Below are 17,839 nucleotides of genomic sequence, written 5' to 3' on the forward strand. Positions count from 1 at the left end.
CCCGACATTACGCTAATATCGCTCATCGTTTTTTAAGTATCGTGGTCTACAGTTTCTGGTGTAGGCAGTATGACGATTGGCTTTTTATCGAGCTGCTCTATACGATGTTTGGGGGATTGCTCTGCGCTATCTTGATCGGAACGAGCATAATCATAGGGAAGCAAAAGCGTGTCTAAGAAGGCAGAAAATGGCAGGTCGAGCGCAAGCAACGGCTTCATAAGCCATCCTGTTTTGTCATCTTGCAACATGCCAATATTGGCTTTTGCTCCAGAGTAATAACCTTGATAGGGACCGCTGTGGGTCATGAGGCTGGAACAGCCAGTAATAAGTAGTAACCATCCTAATGTGGTACATAGTAATAGAAGCACTTTACAATTTTTCATCGTTTCCATGATCTCAATGAGTTAATTTGCCAATGTCCAGATACTTTATTCGCTATTAACGCCACTTTTCCAAAGCATGACAGGTACTTTATACCAATCTAACTTCAAGATGCGTGTGATTTCTCCTCGCGAAGCGGGTGAAGAAATCAGGTTTCATAGAGTGTTGTAAATTGCAACTTGAAATTTAATGCGTATAAAGTTGTTTACCTTTTAATACTATTTACTATAGTCAGGTAATATTCAGTTTGCTATAGCATTTATTGCTAAATTTGATAATTTTTTGTGATGTGAGTTTAAATTTCTTTTTTAAGTTCAATGCACACAATATGTGGCTTAAAACACATAACTTGCGGTTAATTCCTGCCAATATTTAATTGGTGGTATACCCATCTAACTTCAAGATGCATGTGATTTCTCCCCGCGAAGCGGGGAGAAATCGGGTTTCATATCGTGTTGTAAATTGCAACTTGAAGTTTAATGTGTATAAACCATCGTTTATGAAAAATAAGAGAAAATGACTAATTTTTCGGATAATTAACCTTTGGTAAAGGAAGCGGGTCATGAGTGATATTGCATTAACAATGAGCTTGCTGGCGCTGTCTGCCACATTGGGGTTATGGATAGGTAACTGGCGAATACGGGGTATTGGTCTTGGAATTGGTGGGGTTTTGTTTGGTGGGATTATAGTTGGCCATTTTGCTCAAATGTATTCTCTGTCTCTCAGTAATAACATGCTGCATTTTATTCAGGAATTTGGCTTAATTCTTTTTGTTTATACTATTGGTATTCAAGTTGGTCCGGGTTTTTTTTCTTCTCTGCGAGTTTCTGGACTTAAATTAAATGGTTTTGCTGTCCTGATTGTTATTATTGGTGGATTAGTTGCTGCAATTATTCACAAATTGTTTGATGTTCCTTTACCCATTATTTTAGGTATTTTTTCCGGTGCAGTGACAAATACGCCATCTTTAGGGGCAGGGCAGCAAATTCTGGCAGATTTAGGATCTGCTCCTTTATTGGTTAGTCAAATGGGTATGGGATATGCGATGGCTTATCCTATGGGAATTTGCGGTATTTTGCTGGTTATGTGGTTGGTTCGCTTTTTTTTCAGAGTGAGAATTGAACAGGAGGCCAATTCGTTCGATAACCAGAACAATCAGGGCAGAGAACTGCTCCAGACAATGAATATTGCTGTATGTAATCCAAATTTGAATGGATTAATGATGCAGGACATCCCGCTGCTCAATAATAATGATGCAGTGGTATGTTCCCGCCTAAAACGACAGGATTTGTTGATGGTGCCCCAGCCAACTACTGTGATTCAAAGTGGGGATCTACTGTATCTGGTGGGGCAGCGGGAAGCGTTGAATCAGGTCAGGCTGGTCATTGGGGAAGAGGTTGACGTTTCTTTGTCTACTGCCAGTGATATTTTTCAATCCGTCAGGGTTGTGGTAACGAATGATGAAGTATTGAGCCAGAGGCTTGGGGCGCTCAATTTAAAACAGAAATATGATGTTGTTGTCACACGCCTTAATCGTGCCGGAATTGAACTGGTTGCCAGTAATAATGCCAGCTTACAGTTCGGCGATATCCTGAATATTGTCGGTCGCCCTGAAGCTGTAGAAGCCGTTACAAGGCTTTTAGGTAACTCACAGCAAAAACTTCAGCAAGTTCAGATGTTGCCTGTATTTATTGGAATAGGGTTAGGGGTTTTATTAGGTTCGATTCCTCTGTTTATTCCTGGTTTTCCTGCTGCGTTACGCTTGGGATTGGCGGGAGGGCCTTTGGTTATTGCGTTAATTTTGGGACGGATTGGCACGATCGGTAAACTTTATTGGTTTATGCCTCCCAGTGCGAACCTGGCATTACGCGAGCTGGGAATAGTTATGTTTCTGGCGGTTGTAGGGCTGAAATCTGGCGGTAATTTTATTAATACACTGGTACACGGCGAAGGGCTGGCGTGGATTGGTTATGGGGCATTGATAACAATAGTTCCCCTGTTAGTTGTAAGCCTGCTGGCACGTGTTGTGATAAAAATGAATTATCTCAGTTTATGTGGGGTGCTGGCAGGTGCTATGACAGATCCTCCCGCCCTGGCTTTTGCGAATGGAATGCATAGTACCAGCGGGGCTGCGGCATTGTCATATGCGACAGTTTATCCATTGGCAATGTTTTTAAGGATTATGTCTCCCCAAATTTTGGCCGTTATTTTCTGGGCCTTATGATTTGGTTAATTAAGAATAATTGTTTGATTCATTAAATGTGCTTTAGATCACAGAATGTTGGCCAATTGTCTTAATTTGGCTTCAATTTGAGATAGTAGAGGTAATTTAAGGCAAAAAATCCCTGCTTATTCAATTCATTATAATAAGTTTTTTCTGGTTAAATATACGCAGTTCAGGGAAGGTATAAAAACAGGGAATGTTTTCCTTTCCTATTGTGTGTGAAGAATTCTTTTGGGATTCTAATAACTACTGTCCTGTTCGCAGGTAAAAGTCCTCGTTATCATCTTGCTCCCTCCCCCCTAAAATGAGGGAGCTTTTTTTTATTGACAGATTGCGATGCAAGATCAGCGTTCTACTTCTTGATGCGCTATCTCAATCTCTTCAGACAGAATACGAATACCTTCTTCGATCTTCTCTATATCAGGAACATAGTTCATTCGCATACATTGATGAGCATGTGGCCAATCGTGTTCTAGTCCCGGAAAGAAGAAATGTCCCGGTACCATCAGCACCTTGCGTTTCTTCAACCGCTGATAAAGCTCTTCTGTCGTGATGGGTAAGTCTTTGAACCAGAGCCAGAGAAATATGGCACCTTCCGGTTTATGGATAAGGCAGCGATCTTCCGGTATATGGCGCCGAATAATGCTAATCACGTTTTCTACCCGCTGCTTATAAAACGGTTGAATAACCTTTTGTGACAGACGCAAGAGATCGTTGCGCTTAATCATTTCCAGAGCGAGAGCTGGCCCAACACCGCCAGGAGCCAGGCTAATAATGCCGTTCATGTTGCTGATAGCACTGATAATTTTTTCATTAGCGATGATGATACCGCAGCGGGAGCCTGGCAGGCCCAGTTTGGACAGACTCATGCACAGAATAATATTGTGATTCCACAGCGGGGTGGCTTCGCTAAAGATAATACCAGGGAATGGTATACCGTAGGCATTGTCGATCAATAAGGGGATTTGGTGCTGTTGAGCCAGGCTATCCAGGCGTAGTAATTCTTCATCAGTGATTACGTTGCCTGTTGGGTTGGTAGGACGAGAGACGCAAATCAGGTTAATGTCTTCGGTAATATTCAGGTGATCGAAATCGACGTGGTATTTGAATTGGCCGTTGGGCAGCAGTTCAATATTCGGCTTATTAGCGACAAATAATCCTTCATCCAAACCTGAATCTGAATAGCCAATATATTCTGGAGCAAGAGGAAACAAAACACGTTTCATTGAGCCGTCGTCAGCGCGACCTGCCAGTAAGTTAAACAGATAGAAAAAGGCGCTTTGGCTGCCATTAGTCAGAGCAATATTTTGTGGGTGGATGTCCCAACCGAGCTTTTCTCTCAATTCTTGGGCTAGTGCCGCTATCAAGGTGTTTTTCCCTTGTGGCCCGTCATAATTGCATAGGGTTTCGCTTAATTGACCGTCTAACGCCATGTCAGTCAATATCTGCTGGAAATAGGCATCCATTTCCGGGATATGTGCAGGATTGCCACCGCCTAACATAATTGCACCAGGCGTTCTCAGACCTTGGTTGAGATCATTCATCAGACGGGTAATTCCCGAATCTTGTGTAAATTTGTTACCGAATTGCGAAAATTTCATATTGGCGTTTGCGTCTGTTTTTGTACGAGAAGAAAACACCATACCCTGCTCATTACGCGGGTGCAATGGGGCAAAAGTGGTATTTCCGCTTATTTTTATACATTAATTTAAATTTTTCATCACAGTAACCGATTTTCGACACAAACAATTTACGAGGTGATCATTTACCAGGCCCGCTGCTTGCATAAACGCATAACAAGTGGTACTGCCAATAAATTTAAATCCCCGCTTTTTCAGTGCCTTCGCCAGTGCATCGGAAGTTGCAGTTTTGGCAGGAACTTCCGATAAATCTTGCCAGTGATTAATTTGTGGAGAGTTATCAACGAAACGCCAGATAAAAGCGCAGAAGTCTTCACCTTGTTCAGCCATTTTTAGGTAAGCGCGGGCATTGTGAATAATTGCATTGATTTTGCTACGATTACGCACGATGGTTGGTTCTTCCATCAGTCTTCCAACGTCTGTTTCATCCATTTTGGCTATTTTGACCGGATCAAAATGATGAAAACATTTTCTATACCCTTCCCGTTTTTTCAGGATAGTGAACCATGACAAACCCGCTTGTTGTCCTTCCAGACAAATCAGTTCGAAAAGTTGCTGGCTATCTCTTAAAGGGGTGCCCCATTCGTTGTCGTGATAGGTCAGATAATCAGGGTCGGATGTTACCCAACCGCAGCGCGTTATTTCCTGGCTCATAAACTGTATTTGCCTCAGATAATGGTTGATAATTACATCAATGTTAGCTGTATAAATATACAAGTAAAGAGACCTGATTAAGATTTTTTTATACTGCGATAAAATTGGGGGTGATCAGTGCTGTATATCTTACGTCTAAAGGGTATACTGGCCTCTTTCGTTTAAATTCATATGCATCGCGTGCGGGTTCAACATGCAAAAGTTTGATACCAAAACCTTCCAGGGGCTCATCCTGACATTACAGGATTACTGGGCGCGTCAAGGCTGTACCATTGTCCAACCACTGGATATGGAAGTCGGCGCAGGAACCTCTCATCCTATTACTTGTCTGCGTGCTTTGGGACCAGAGCCTATTGCAGCAGCTTATGTGCAACCATCCCGTCGTCCAACTGACGGTCGTTATGGCGAAAACCCAAACCGCCTCCAGCACTACTATCAATTTCAGGTTATCATCAAGCCATCTCCAGATAACATTCAGGAGCTCTATCTGGGGTCCTTGAAAGCATTAGGACTCGATCCGACTGTTCACGATATCCGCTTTGTTGAAGATAACTGGGAAAACCCAACTTTGGGCGCTTGGGGACTGGGCTGGGAAGTCTGGCTGAACGGTATGGAAGTGACTCAGTTTACTTACTTCCAGCAGGTTGGTGGTCTTGAATGTAAGCCTGTGACTGGCGAGATTACTTACGGGTTGGAACGTCTTGCGATGTATATTCAAGGCGTGGATAGCGTTTACGATCTGGTATGGAGCGATGGCCCGCTGGGTAAAACCACCTATGGTGACATTTACCACCAGAATGAGGTTGAACAGTCTACTTACAACTTCGAGCACGCCGATGTGGATTTTCTGTTTACCTGCTTTGAGCAATACGAAAAAGAGGCACAGGAATTACTGGCGCTGGAAACTCCGCTGCCATTGCCGGCTTATGAGCGCATTTTAAAGGCGGGTCATACCTTCAATTTGCTGGATGCCCGTAAAGCGATTTCCGTGACTGAACGTCAGCGCTATATCCTGCGCATCCGTACCCTGACTAAAGCGGTTGCTGAAGCTTATTATGCCTCCCGCGAGGCGCTTGGCTTCCCTATGTGTAACAAGAAATAAGAGGCCATCATGATTCAACAGACTTTCCTTGTGGAAATCGGCACAGAAGAGTTGCCACCAAAGGCACTGCGTTCATTGGCTGAGTCTTTTGCGGCCAATTTTGCAGCCGAACTGAATAATGCCAATCTGGGTCATGGTGAAATTAGCTGGTTTGCGGCTCCTCGTCGTTTGGCGCTGAAAGTCGCCAATTTGGCGGCAGCACAGGCTGATCGTGAAGTTGAAAAGCGTGGCCCTGCGATTGCTCAGGCGTTCGATGCAGAAGGTAAACCAACCAAAGCGGCAGAGGGTTGGGCGCGTGGTTGCGGTATCACCGTTGATCAGGCTGAACGCATGGTAACGGATAAAGGGGAATGGCTGCTCTATCGCGCTCAGGTTAAAGGCCGTGAAGCAAAAGTGCTGCTGGCGGATATGGTGAGCAGTTCGCTGAGTAAGTTGCCGATCCCTAAGCTGATGCGTTGGGGCGATAAACAGACTCAGTTTGTTCGTCCGGTACATACAATCACTATGCTGCTGGACAGCGAGGTGGTTGAAGGCGAAATTCTGGGGATTCAATCGGATCGCATCATTCGTGGTCACCGTTTTATGGGTGAGGCGGAGTTTACCATTGAGAATGCACAGCAGTATCCCGCTATTTTGCAGGAGCGTGGTCGGGTTATCGCGGATTATGAAGCTCGTAAGGCGATGATCAAGCGTGATGCCGAACAAGCCGCAATGCAGCTTGGTGGTGTAGCGGATCTGAGCGACAGTTTGCTGGAAGAAGTGACTTCTCTGGTGGAATGGCCGGTTGTCTTGACGGCGAAATTCGAAGAAAAATTCCTGCAAGTTCCTGCTGAAGCGCTGGTTTATACCATGAAAGGTGACCAGAAATATTTTCCGGTTTACGACAAGGCCGGCAAATTAATGGCGAACTTTATTTTTGTCACCAATATTGAATCTTCTGATCCTCAGCAAATTATTTCAGGTAACGAAAAAGTGGTTCGTCCACGTCTGGCGGATGCGGAATTCTTCTTCAAGACTGACCGTAAACAGCGTTTGGAAGACAATTTGCCGCGTTTGGAAACCGTGTTGTTCCAGAAACAATTGGGAACCTTGCGTGACAAAACGGATCGCATTCAAGCCCTGGCTGGTTGGATTGCGGAAAAAATCGGTGCAGATGTCAATCATGCGACTCGTGCGGGTCTATTGTCCAAATGTGACCTGATGACCAATATGGTGTTCGAATTCACCGATACGCAGGGCGTAATGGGAATGCACTACGCACGTCATAATGGCGAAGCGGAAGATGTGGCGCTGGCATTGAATGAGCAGTATCAACCACGTTTCTCTGGTGATGCACTGCCATCAACGGGGGGTTCCTGTGCCGTTGCCATTGCAGATAAAATGGATACTTTGGCTGGGATCTTCGGGATTGGTCAGCATCCGAAAGGGGATAAAGATCCGTTCGCTTTGCGCCGTGCGGCCTTGGGGGTTCTGCGCATTATCGTTGAGAAAAAATTGCCTCTTGACCTCCAAACGTTGGCAGAAGAAGCGGTGCGTCTGTATGGCGACAAGCTGACCAACGAAAAAGCGGTGGATGATGTGGTTGAGTTTATGCTTGGTCGCTTCCGTGCCTGGTATCAAGAGCTGGGGTATAGCGTGGATACTATTCAGGCAGTATTGGCGCGTCGTCCGACTCAACCGGCAGATTTTGATGCCCGTATGCAAGCGGTTACCCATTTCCGCACCCTGGATGCAGCCGTTTCTCTGGCAGCGGCCAATAAACGCGTTTCCAACATTCTGGCGAAATCAGCAGAACCGTTGAATGACACTGTCCTTGCTTCTGTATTGAAAGCCGCAGAAGAGATCCAACTGGCGACACACTTGGTGGTGTTGAAAGAAAAACTGGCTCCTCTGTTTGCTGCAGGCAACTATCAGGATGCGCTGGTTGAATTGGCTTCCCTGCGTGAAGTGGTGGATGCATTCTTCGACAATGTGATGGTTATGGATGAAGACAGCCAAGTCAGGATCAATCGCTTGACGCTATTAAGTGAATTGCGTGACTTGTTCTTGCGTGTCGCAGATATTTCTCTGCTCCAGTAATATCGGCCACAACAGCCATGTTGGATGGTTTATCATCAAACAATCACTTATCTTGAAAAAGGTATTGACGGTCTGTGGCTCTGGCAGTAAGATGCGCTTCGTTTTCGGCGAGTAGCGCAGCTTGGTAGCGCAACTGGTTTGGGACCAGTGGGTCGGAGGTTCGAATCCTCTCTCGCCGACCAGCATCTATAGAAACCCTGCTCTTATGAGCGGGGTTTTTTCTTATATATCAGATAAATATATATTAAATAAAATAGTTCGCTATTTTCTTACAAGTCTAAAGTCGGGCATTAATTATTCGAATGCCATATTCCGAAAAGACAGTATCAGCAGAAACCAGTGTTAACCCTTCCATTTGAGATTGTACAATGAGCATCCTATCAAAAGGATCTCCATGATGACGTGGTAAATCACCTGCACTTTCTGCATGAGCATGTGTTATTGATAAAGGAATAAAATTATTTTTTTCCATGATAATATCGAAATCAGCATTGAACTTTAGTTTTCCCAATGCACGTTTTATCGAAATTTCCCAAGGAGTCACTGCGCTGACAAATACGCTATTTGTCCCTTTGCTGAGTATACTTCTTGTCATTTTGCCTAAAGATGGATCATCCGTTATCCACCAGATTAGCGTGTGGGTATCTAATAAAAGCCGTTTCATAAAGATCCTTCAAACATTTCCTGTATATCGTGATCAGCTTCGTAAAATTGTTCATCTATGCTGACATTATTTTCGAATCCTCCAGGTATTCTATCTGATTGATTAATAGGGACTAGCTGGACATAAGGTTTTCCAGATTTAGCAATAATAACAATTTCACCATCAACAGCTTTATCTGCCAGTTGGCTCAAGTGTGTTTTCGCCTCGTGCATATTGGCTTGAATAGTCATGCTTTCTCTCCATTAGCTAAGTTAGCTAAGGTTATATTGTAGTCAGTTTTGAGCAAAATATCATCACTAATGTTCATCTAAGTAATATATACGCATTAAACTTCAAGCTGCGATTTACAACACGATATGAAACCTGATTTCTCCCCGCTTGGCGGGGAGAAATTACATGCATCTTGAAGTGAGATTGGTATATTGGTAATTTCAGAAAGAAACTGGGCATAAGGAATAATTATTTTTCTCTATTTATTATGCTGTTATAAATTCCCACCCTTTCATAAGCCATTTTGCTTATTGTTTGACCATTTGGTCACAAATTCAAAATTATCATCACCAGAGATTAATTCTTATTAATTGCTTAATTTTTAGTTGTTTTGTCTATTTCACGTGCTTCTTGTCATGTTTTTTAACCATGGTTGTTAATAATTCTTTTCTTTTGTGTTTTTCTTATGTTTCTGGCGTTGTGTTTGATGATGTTGACGTCAGGCATAACAATTGATTAATTGATAAGCGAAAAACAATAAAACAAGCTAAATATCACAAACGGGGTTCAAGTAATGACAATTTCCAAGAAAAAACAGTTCAGTTTGTTAAAACTGGGTGTCGGTTTTGTCGCACTGGCTGTGACAGCCAGCATTCAGGCAAAAACGTTGGTTTACTGCTCTGAAGGCTCTCCTGAAGGTTTCAACCCACAGTTATTCACTTCTGGTACAACTTATGATGCAACTTCCAGACAGATTTATAACCGTCTGGTGGATTTTAAAGTAGGTACAACTAACGTCATTCCAAGTCTGGCCGAAAGCTGGGATGTGAGTGACGATGGTAAGGTTTATACCTTCCACTTGCGCAAAGGAGTGAAGTGGCATAGCAATAAGGAATTCAAACCTACCCGTGATTTTAATGCTGATGATGTGATTTTTACTTTTATGCGCCAGAAAGATAAAAATCATCCGTACCATCAGGTGTCAGGGGGCAGCTATGAATATTTCATCGGTATGGATATGGGGAATATCATCAGCAAAATAGAAAAAGTCGATGATTATACCGTTCGCTTTGTCCTGTCACGCCCTGAAGCCCCTTTTATCGCTAATCTGGCGATGGATTTTGCTTCGATTTTGTCCAAGGAGTACGCTGATGTGATGATGAAAGCGGGAACGCCTGAGAAAGTTGACCTGAATCCAATTGGTACAGGTCCATTCCAACTCGTGCAATACCAAAAAGACTCCCGAATTCTTTATAAGGCATTTAAAGATTATTGGGAAGGGCCAGCAAAAATCGACCGCTTAGTCTTTTCTATTACGCCTGATGCTTCGGTACGTTATGCAAAATTACAGAAAAACGAATGTCAGGTTATGCCGTATCCAAACCCTGCGGATATATCCCGCATGAAGCAGGATAAAAATATTGCCTTGATGGAACAGGCTGGTTTGAATGTGGGATATCTTTCTTTCAATGTCACCAAGCCGCCAATGGACAACGTGAAAGTACGTCAGGCATTGGCGATGGCAGTGAATAAAGATGCCATCATTGACGCTGTTTATCAGGGCGCTGGGCAGAAAGCGAAAAACCTGATCCCGCCTACCATGTGGGGCTATAACTCAGATATCAAAGACTACTCTTATGATCCCGCCAAGGCTAAGGAATTGTTGAAAGAAGCCGGCTTTGCGAATGGTTTCGAAACCGATCTGTGGGCGATGCCTGTACAGCGTCCATATAATCCGAATGCCCGTCGTATGGCGGAAATGATTCAGGCTGATTGGGCGAAAATTGGTGTCAAAGCCAAGATTGTCAGCTATGAATGGGGTGAATACCTGAAACGAGCCAAAGATGGTGAACCGAAGACCGTGATGATGGGGTGGACAGGAGACAATGGTGACCCTGATAACTTCTTCGCAACCTTGTTTAGTTGTGCAGCGAAAGATAACGGTTCTAACTATTCAAAATGGTGTTACAAGCCATTTGAGGATGTTATCCAACCCGCACGTACAACCGCTGATGTTAACAAACGTACAGAACTTTATAAGCAAGCGCAGGTTGTCATGCATGAACAAATGCCTGCGTTGATCATTGCCCATTCCACGGTTTATGAGCCAATTCGTAAGGAAGTGAAAGGATATGTGGTTGATCCACTAGGCAGACATCTTTTCTATGATGTTGATCTCAAATAATTCTTGCTGTTGAGCTGTTGTGATTAACCATCCCCCAGAGTTTTCTGTGGGGATGGTTTCGCTTCTCTGATGGGCAAGTTGACTCTGTAAACACCAAGCGGTCCGAAGAGCTGCACTGGTATTTAAAAAGGGAACTCAGGATATGCTGCAATTTATCCTCCGACGTCTGGGATTAGTGATCCCGACGTTTATTGGTATTACGCTGTTGACTTTCGCGTTTGTACACATGATACCTGGTGATCCCGTGCTGATTATGGCGGGAGAGCGTGGGATTTCTGCTGAGCGTCATGCCCAATTACTGGCTGAAATGGGATTGGATAAGCCTCTCTGGGAGCAATATTTTCATTACATCAATGGCGTATTACATGGTGATTTGGGGATCTCGTTAAAAAGCCGCATTCCGGTGTGGGATGAGTTTGTCCCGCGTTTTAAAGCGACTTTTGAATTGGGTATCTGTGCCATGTTGTTTGCCATCGCTGTCGGTATTCCAGTCGGAGTATTGGCGGCCGTCAAACGGGGTTCTGTCTTTGACCACACAGCGATTGGTTTGTCATTGACCGGCTATTCTATGCCAATTTTCTGGTGGGGAATCATGCTGATCATGCTGGTTTCCGTACATTGGAACTTAACCCCTGTTTCTGGCCGAATCAGTGATAGTGTGTTTCTTGATGACAGCAATCCTCTAACGGGTTTTATGCTGATAGATACGCTGATTTGGGGTGAGGAGGGCGATTTCACTGATGCTGTCATGCACATGATCCTGCCTGCCATTGTGCTGGGAACGATCCCATTAGCCGTTATCGTGCGTATGACGCGTTCTTCCATGCTGGAAGTGTTGGGTGAAGATTATATCCGTACTGCCAGGGCAAAAGGGCTGAGCCGCATTCGTGTCATTATTGTCCATGCGCTGCGTAATGCGTTGTTACCTGTCGTCACGGTGATTGGTTTGCAAGTGGGCATCATGTTGGCGGGTGCCATTCTGACAGAAACCATTTTCTCATGGCCAGGATTAGGGCGTTGGCTGATCGATGCCCTGCAACGTCGTGACTATCCGGTGGTACAGGGCGGAGTATTGTTAGTGGCAACCATGATTATTCTGGTCAATCTGGTGGTTGATTTGCTGTATGGCATCGTCAATCCGCGTATTCGTCATAAGAAATAGGAGCACATGATGACTCAAACAACTGAGCCTGTGGTATCGGGTGCACCGAAATTAATGACGCCGATACAGGAATTTTGGCACTACTTTAAACGTAACAAAGGCGCAGTGATTGGCCTTGTCTATATTATCCTGATGCTGCTGGTTGCAGTATTGGCGGGGGTATTAGCGCCACATGGTCCAGCGGAACAATTCCGCGATTCCTTACTGATGCCACCGGTATGGCAGGAGGGGGGAAGCTGGCAATTTATTCTCGGCACTGATGATGTTGGGCGCGATATCCTGTCCCGCCTAATGTATGGCGCACGCCTTTCATTGTTGGTTGGCTGTCTGGTCGTGGTGATGTCACTCATCATGGGCATCATTCTGGGAGTATTGGCCGGCTATTTCGGTGGTATGGTGGATACCATTATCATGCGTATCGTCGACATTATGTTGGCCTTACCAAGCCTGCTGCTGGCGTTAGTGCTGGTGGCGATCTTTGGTCCATCAATTGTTAATGCGTCATTGGCACTGACTTTTGTCGCTTTGCCTCACTATATTCGTCTGACGAGGGCGGCGGTACTGGTAGAAGTTAACCGCGATTATGTGACGGCGTCCCAAGTTGCTGGTGCGGGAGCCATACGCCAGATGTTCATCAATATCCTGCCAAACTGCCTTGCGCCGTTGATTGTGCAAGCGTCATTAGGGTTTTCGAACGCTATTCTTGATATGGCGGCCTTAGGGTTTCTGGGAATGGGGGCACAGCCACCAACGCCAGAATGGGGAACCATGTTGGCCGATGTTTTGCAATTTACCCAGAGTGCGTGGTGGGTTGTGACCTTTCCGGGGCTGGCTATTCTGTTGACAGTTTTGGCATTTAACCTGATGGGTGACGGGTTGCGTGATGCACTTGATCCCAAGCTCAAGCAGTAGGGGGATTGTGAAATGGCATTATTGAATATAGATCAATTATCGGTGCATTTCGGGGATGAAGATGCACCATTCCGCGCTGTTGACCGTATTAGCTACCGTGTTGAGCAGGGAGAAGTTGTCGGTATTGTTGGAGAATCTGGCTCAGGTAAGTCTGTCAGTTCATTGGCAATTATGGGGCTGATTGATTATCCGGGCAAAGTGATGGCCGAAAAAATGGAATTTGATGGCTGTGACCTGACCAAAATTTCAGAAAAAGAGCGTCGGCAGTTGGTGGGGGCGGAAGTCGCGATGATTTTCCAAGATCCCATGACCAGTTTGAACCCGTGCTATACCGTCGGTTATCAGATTATGGAAGCCTTGAAAGTCCATCAAGGCGGCAATCGAAAGACGCGACACCAGCGGGCAATCGACCTATTGACTCAAGTAGGTATTCCCGATCCAGTTTCTCGTCTGGATGTTTATCCGCATCAATTATCGGGAGGGATGAGTCAGCGCGTGATGATCGCGATGGCTATCGCGTGTCGGCCGAAGCTTCTGATTGCCGATGAACCGACGACGGCTCTGGATGTCACCATTCAGGCGCAAATCATTGAGTTGTTGCTGGAATTGCAGCAACGGGAAAATATGGCCTTACTCTTGATCACCCATGATTTGGCGCTGGTGGCAGAAGCAGCCCATCATATTATTGTGATGTATGCTGGACAGGTGGTGGAAATTGGCAAGGCAACGGAAATTTTCCGTGCACCTCGCCATCCTTATACACAAGCATTATTGCGGGCATTGCCGGAATTTGCGGTGGACAAATCCCGTTTGGCATCATTGCCTGGCGTTGTTCCTGGAAAATATGATCGCCCAATGGGATGCTTGCTCAACCCCCGTTGCCCCTATGCCAATGCGCATTGTCGTCAGGAGGAGCCGCCATTGAAATCAATGAGTGGGCGTCAGGTTAAATGTCACATGCCACTGGATGATGAGGGGAGGCCAACAGTATGAACATTCAACAAAACAGAGAACAAGAAAAGGCGACAGCAATTTTACTGAAGGCCACCGAATTGAAGAAGTATTATCCGGTGAAAACCGGTTTATTCTCGCCTGAGCGTATGGTTAAGGCGTTGGATGGTGTTTCATTTGAACTGGAAAAAGGTAAGACGTTGGCGGTTGTTGGCGAGTCGGGCTGTGGAAAATCCACATTGGGCCGTCTGTTGACCATGATTGAAAAACCGACAGATGGGGAGCTTTATTATCTGGGACAAGATCTCCTGGTGCCAAATAAAGAAGCAGAAAAACTTCGTCGCCAGAAAATCCAGATTGTATTTCAAAATCCTTACGCTTCCCTAAATCCGCGTAAAAAAGTAGGCCAGATTCTGGAAGAGCCATTGCTGATTAATACTTCACTGACCGCGAGTGAACGCAAGGAAAAAGTCTTGCAGATGATGGAGAAAGTAGGGCTAAAACCGGAACATTATGCACGTTATCCACATATGTTTTCTGGTGGTCAGCGTCAGCGTATCGCCATTGCTCGCGGGTTAATGTTAAATCCGGACGTGGTGATTGCAGATGAACCCGTTTCAGCGTTGGATGTTTCAGTGCGGGCACAGGTTCTGAACCTGATGATGGATTTGCAGCAGGATCTGGGATTGTCTTACGTCTTTATATCCCATGATCTTTCGGTCGTCGAACATATTGCTGATGAAGTGATGGTGATGTATTTAGGGCGCTGTGTGGAAAAAGGCAGTAAAGAAATGATTTTCAACAATCCGTGCCATCCTTATACACAGGCGTTGTTGTCAGCCACACCGCGCCTGAATCCTGAGTTACGCCGTGAACGCATTAAACTGACGGGAGAACTGCCAAGCCCAATGAATCCGCCGGTAGGGTGTGCTTTTGCGGCTCGTTGTTGTCGGGCATTTAGCCTGTGTACTCAATCCCAGCCTAAATTAAGGCAATATGACGGACAACTGATCGCGTGTTTTGCGGTCGAACAGGATCAAAATTCATCGACCTAATCATATCTGACCGTGGTATACCAATCTCACTTCAAGATGCATATGATATCTCCCCGCGAAGTGGGGAGATATCGAACTTCATAGCGTGTTGTAAATTGCAACTTGAAGTTTGATGCGTATATAACGTATAAGCGTTGTAGCTCGGTCATTTTCTCTGTTGCATTGCCATTCATCAAAATAAGACGCCCGCAAGTAAAATCAAGTATACTCACTCAAATTATTAAGATGTGTTGGTCAGTGTTTTCATTATTAGTTGGTATTGGTTTGGATAAGATGAAATTGCGTGTCAAACGTTCGTTAACCATTAAACAGATGGCCGCAGTGACAGGAGTCACTTTGGTTACCATTGCCATTTTCATCACCATCCAGTTGTCCCACCTATTGCAGCAGCGGAAAGATGACTATATCAGCCAGCTTAACAATGCGGCCGTACAGATCCAGACACCTTTGGCGGAAGCGTTGTTGAGTTCAGATCTCAATGAAGCGAAAACGCTGTTGATTGGGTTGAAGACCTCGGGCATTCTGGGGCGGGCCGATGTGTTATTACCTGATAACGTTCGGGTAATGAGTCTGGATTTTGCCACTCATCGTCCCATACCTGAACTGGCAAAGAAGGTTTTTGGTATTCCTGTTGAGGTCAATATTCCTCTCTATGTTTATGGTGTTGCGCCAAAAACAGCACAATCACAGGGACACCTTATTTTGCAGGTTGATTCCAATCGGGTATATCGTTTTGCCTTGAATACACTTGCATTAATGTTGACTACTTATTTATTACTCGCACTTATTCTTACGGTGTCGATAAGCTGGTGCGTAAATCGCATTATCATCCATCCATTGCGCGATGTTGCGCGGGAACTGAATGAAGAACAGCCGCCAGAGATTATGTCTTGCCCTAAAAGCCATCAGGATGATGAGTTGGGGTTGCTGGTAAAAGGTTATAATCGTCAAGTTAATAAGCAGAAAACACCATCAAAATGAAACCTTACAAGATGAATAACGGTCTAAGCCTTAATGATAATATTCAGGGATGAATGATTGTCTTAGGTTTTGCAGGATAAAATTAAACAGGTAGGGGTAAGTGAGAATGCAGGGTAACAAAATCGGATATCTTATTGGTGGTGCGATTCTGGCTACAACTTGTTTGGCACAGGCTGAAACCTTGCAACCTGATCCAGCCTGGCAACAAGGCAAACTTGAAAATGGCTTTAGCTGGCAAATCCTGCAAACACCACAGCGGCCTAATGACAGAATACAGTTGCGGTTATTGGTAAAGACGGGTTCATTGTCTGAGAAAACCCAACAACGGGGCTATACCTACCTGATTCCGAAAATCGTCTTATCCAGTAGCAAAGATTTATCATCGCAGAAACTGGAAAAGCTATGGCACAATGCGATAGATACTAAAAATCTCTTTCCGCCTGCCATTGTTTCCTATGACTTCACCCTTTACAGTCTGAGCCTGCCAAATAATCGTCCCGATCTATTGCAAGATGCATTGATATGGTTATCCGATATTGCTGGTGGTGCGGTATTTACACCAGAGACACTGGCACAGGCTATGAAAGGGGATAAATATCTTGTGACGACTTTCCCATCCGATATTCAAGATCCCGTGTGGCGTATGCGCCTGCAAGGTTCAACGCTTATCGATCATGATCCTGGGATGTCTGTATCAGTGCCTGTCAATGTAAAAAAAGTCGAAGATTTTTATCATCAATGGTACACGCCGGATGCGATGACGCTATATGTCGCAGGACATGTTGACAACCGATTACTGTCGGAGCGGATTAATCAGGTCTTTGCCTCATTGGCGGGAAAACGGCAGACACCAGAGCCTGTTCCTACCTTGCTGCCGCTGAAAGCAGCAACGATTGGTGTAGTGAGTGAGAAGACCAAACAGGATCGCTTGTCTTTGACCTGGAATCTGAACTGGTTGCCGATTAACGATTCGCAAACACTGATTCAGTACTGGTTAAATGACCTGGCGCGTGAAGCACTTTATCATTACCTGCAATTGGGGCTTAAAGACAAGCAGAATGACATGCAATTAGGTCTGAATTGCCATGTGTTATACCAGCGGGCGAACTGCTCCTTAAATCTGGATTCCCCTGCGGATAAGCTGATGGAATCCACGCTTTATCTGGCCTCCCAACTGTCATTATTGCGGGAAAATGGATTGCCGCAGGCACAATTTGATGAGCTCTATGCTCAGAAGCGGAGTCAGCTCCAGCAACTATTCGCCATGTATGCCCGTACGGATACCGATATTTTGATAAACCAACGTCTGTTGTCACAGCAGAATAATGTGATAGATATCGCTCCTGAACAATTCCAGCGGTTAAGACAAGCGTTTTTATCCTCCCTGACACCACAACTTTTGAATAAAAAGCTGCAAGAGATGTTGTCTCAAGACATCTCTTTTATTCTGGTGCAACCAAAAGGTGAAGCGACGATTGATGTTAATCACATCAGAAATAGCTTTAACCAAATTATGAGACCGGGGCCACAGCCGGAGAAACCGAAAGAGCCTAAAACAGTGAATGATGGGGAGTAAGAGGGTAAACAAGTGCTCTGGTTTCATTTCCCAGTAATATTTGGGCATTACCCTCGAGACTCT

General features: G+C 44.9%; 15 protein-coding genes and 1 tRNA gene. 11 read left to right on the top strand and 5 right to left on the bottom strand.

The annotated features are described in order from the left end of the window. Nucleotides 1-32 precede the first annotated feature (32 nt). A complete protein-coding gene (locus tag WDV75_RS01205; protein ID WP_273557559.1) occupies nucleotides 33-383 on the bottom strand; it encodes a YceK/YidQ family lipoprotein in 351 nt (116 codons plus the stop codon). A gap of 560 nt (nucleotides 384-943) precedes the next feature. Here WDV75_RS01205 and WDV75_RS01210 point away from each other — a divergent pair. After that, nucleotides 944-2,605, top strand: coding sequence for a putative transporter (locus WDV75_RS01210; protein WP_273557486.1), 1,662 nt, complete (start codon nucleotides 944-946; stop codon nucleotides 2,603-2,605). 344 nt (nucleotides 2,606-2,949) lie between these two features. On the opposite strand, the gene WDV75_RS01215 is transcribed toward WDV75_RS01210, so the two are convergent. Together WDV75_RS01215 and WDV75_RS01220 are read right to left on the bottom strand one after the other, a co-directional pair. Beyond that, complete coding sequence (locus WDV75_RS01215; RefSeq protein WP_273557487.1) at nucleotides 2,950-4,206, bottom strand: valine--pyruvate transaminase; 1,257 nt, start codon at nucleotides 4,204-4,206, stop codon at nucleotides 2,950-2,952. A 102-nt stretch (nucleotides 4,207-4,308) separates the two neighbouring features. Continuing rightward, on the bottom strand, nucleotides 4,309-4,899 hold the full coding sequence (locus tag WDV75_RS01220) for a DNA-3-methyladenine glycosylase I (protein ID WP_273557488.1): 591 nt from the start codon (nucleotides 4,897-4,899) through the stop codon (nucleotides 4,309-4,311). A 193-nt stretch (nucleotides 4,900-5,092) separates the two neighbouring features. On the opposite strand from WDV75_RS01220, the gene glyQ reads away from it, so the two are divergent. The 3 genes from glyQ to WDV75_RS01235 all read left to right on the top strand — a co-directional run bounded on the left by glyQ (nucleotide 5,093) and on the right by WDV75_RS01235 (nucleotide 8,262). Beyond that, nucleotides 5,093-6,001, top strand: coding sequence for a glycine--tRNA ligase subunit alpha (glyQ, locus tag WDV75_RS01225; protein ID WP_193849885.1), 909 nt, complete (start codon nucleotides 5,093-5,095; stop codon nucleotides 5,999-6,001). Nucleotides 6,002-6,010: 9 nt separating this feature from the next. Continuing rightward, nucleotides 6,011-8,080: a glycine--tRNA ligase subunit beta gene (gene glyS, locus WDV75_RS01230; RefSeq protein ID WP_273557489.1), complete on the top strand. Its 2,070-nt coding sequence runs from the start codon at nucleotides 6,011-6,013 to the stop codon at nucleotides 8,078-8,080. 105 nt (nucleotides 8,081-8,185) lie between these two features. Next, nucleotides 8,186-8,262, top strand: a tRNA-Pro gene (locus tag WDV75_RS01235). A gap of 95 nt (nucleotides 8,263-8,357) precedes the next feature. Here WDV75_RS01235 and WDV75_RS01240 read toward each other — a convergent pair. Together WDV75_RS01240 and WDV75_RS01245 are read right to left on the bottom strand one after the other, a co-directional pair. Then, entirely contained in the window at nucleotides 8,358-8,744 is a 387-nt protein-coding gene (locus WDV75_RS01240) for a type II toxin-antitoxin system VapC family toxin (RefSeq protein WP_189759247.1), read from the bottom strand. Then, nucleotides 8,741-8,974 (bottom strand): type II toxin-antitoxin system Phd/YefM family antitoxin, encoded by a 234-nt coding sequence (locus WDV75_RS01245; RefSeq protein WP_273557490.1) that lies wholly within the window; start codon nucleotides 8,972-8,974, stop codon nucleotides 8,741-8,743. Before WDV75_RS01245 ends, WDV75_RS01240 begins: the two co-directional genes overlap by 4 nt. Before the next feature lie 554 nt (nucleotides 8,975-9,528). On the opposite strand from WDV75_RS01245, the gene dppA reads away from it, so the two are divergent. The 7 genes from dppA to WDV75_RS01280 all read left to right on the top strand — a co-directional run bounded on the left by dppA (nucleotide 9,529) and on the right by WDV75_RS01280 (nucleotide 17,776). Next, nucleotides 9,529-11,139, top strand: a complete 1,611-nt coding sequence (dppA, locus tag WDV75_RS01250; protein WP_273557491.1) for a dipeptide ABC transporter periplasmic-binding protein DppA — start codon at nucleotides 9,529-9,531, stop codon at nucleotides 11,137-11,139. A gap of 142 nt (nucleotides 11,140-11,281) precedes the next feature. Then, entirely contained in the window at nucleotides 11,282-12,301 is a 1,020-nt protein-coding gene (gene dppB / locus WDV75_RS01255) for a dipeptide ABC transporter permease DppB (RefSeq protein WP_189759244.1), read from the top strand. 9 nt (nucleotides 12,302-12,310) lie between these two features. Next, nucleotides 12,311-13,213: a dipeptide ABC transporter permease DppC gene (gene dppC / locus WDV75_RS01260; RefSeq protein WP_273557560.1), complete on the top strand. Its 903-nt coding sequence runs from the start codon at nucleotides 12,311-12,313 to the stop codon at nucleotides 13,211-13,213. Nucleotides 13,214-13,225: 12 nt separating this feature from the next. After that, the gene (dppD, locus tag WDV75_RS01265) at nucleotides 13,226-14,206 is read left to right on the top strand and encodes a dipeptide ABC transporter ATP-binding protein (protein WP_273557492.1); all 981 of its coding nucleotides are present in this window, start codon (nucleotides 13,226-13,228) and stop codon (nucleotides 14,204-14,206) included. Next, nucleotides 14,203-15,219 (top strand): dipeptide ABC transporter ATP-binding subunit DppF, encoded by a 1,017-nt coding sequence (dppF, locus tag WDV75_RS01270; RefSeq protein ID WP_273557493.1) that lies wholly within the window; start codon nucleotides 14,203-14,205, stop codon nucleotides 15,217-15,219. The genes dppD and dppF overlap by 4 nt, the downstream gene beginning before the upstream one ends. Before the next feature lie 273 nt (nucleotides 15,220-15,492). Further along, a complete protein-coding gene (locus WDV75_RS01275) occupies nucleotides 15,493-16,200 on the top strand; it encodes a HAMP domain-containing protein (protein ID WP_273557561.1) in 708 nt (235 codons plus the stop codon). A 106-nt stretch (nucleotides 16,201-16,306) separates the two neighbouring features. After that, nucleotides 16,307-17,776 (top strand): insulinase family protein, encoded by a 1,470-nt coding sequence (locus tag WDV75_RS01280; protein WP_273557494.1) that lies wholly within the window; start codon nucleotides 16,307-16,309, stop codon nucleotides 17,774-17,776. Nucleotides 17,777-17,839 lie beyond the last annotated feature (63 nt).

Source organism: Xenorhabdus griffiniae (assembly GCF_037265215.1).
GTDB classification, from domain to species: Bacteria; Pseudomonadota; Gammaproteobacteria; order Enterobacterales; family Enterobacteriaceae; genus Xenorhabdus; species Xenorhabdus griffiniae.

Bases quoted from the DNA above. Each gene is read 5' to 3' on its own strand.
- dppA (WP_273557491.1), top strand. From the start codon at position 9,529: ATGACAATTTCCAAGAAAAAACAGTTCAGTTTGTTAAAACTGGGTGTC.
- WDV75_RS01215 (WP_273557487.1), bottom strand. From the start codon at position 4,206: ATGAAATTTTCGCAATTCGGTAACAAATTTACACAAGATTCGGGAATT.
- WDV75_RS01275 (WP_273557561.1), top strand. From the start codon at position 15,493: ATGAAATTGCGTGTCAAACGTTCGTTAACCATTAAACAGATGGCCGCA.
- glyS (WP_273557489.1), top strand. From the start codon at position 6,011: ATGATTCAACAGACTTTCCTTGTGGAAATCGGCACAGAAGAGTTGCCA.
- dppC (WP_273557560.1), top strand. From the start codon at position 12,311: ATGACTCAAACAACTGAGCCTGTGGTATCGGGTGCACCGAAATTAATG.
- dppD (WP_273557492.1), top strand. From the start codon at position 13,226: ATGGCATTATTGAATATAGATCAATTATCGGTGCATTTCGGGGATGAA.
- WDV75_RS01240 (WP_189759247.1), bottom strand. From the start codon at position 8,744: ATGAAACGGCTTTTATTAGATACCCACACGCTAATCTGGTGGATAACG.
- WDV75_RS01220 (WP_273557488.1), bottom strand. From the start codon at position 4,899: ATGAGCCAGGAAATAACGCGCTGCGGTTGGGTAACATCCGACCCTGAT.
- WDV75_RS01205 (WP_273557559.1), bottom strand. From the start codon at position 383: ATGAAAAATTGTAAAGTGCTTCTATTACTATGTACCACATTAGGATGG.
- dppF (WP_273557493.1), top strand. From the start codon at position 14,203: ATGAACATTCAACAAAACAGAGAACAAGAAAAGGCGACAGCAATTTTA.
- dppB (WP_189759244.1), top strand. From the start codon at position 11,282: ATGCTGCAATTTATCCTCCGACGTCTGGGATTAGTGATCCCGACGTTT.
- WDV75_RS01210 (WP_273557486.1), top strand. From the start codon at position 944: ATGAGTGATATTGCATTAACAATGAGCTTGCTGGCGCTGTCTGCCACA.
- WDV75_RS01245 (WP_273557490.1), bottom strand. From the start codon at position 8,974: ATGACTATTCAAGCCAATATGCACGAGGCGAAAACACACTTGAGCCAA.
- glyQ (WP_193849885.1), top strand. From the start codon at position 5,093: ATGCAAAAGTTTGATACCAAAACCTTCCAGGGGCTCATCCTGACATTA.
- WDV75_RS01280 (WP_273557494.1), top strand. From the start codon at position 16,307: ATGCAGGGTAACAAAATCGGATATCTTATTGGTGGTGCGATTCTGGCT.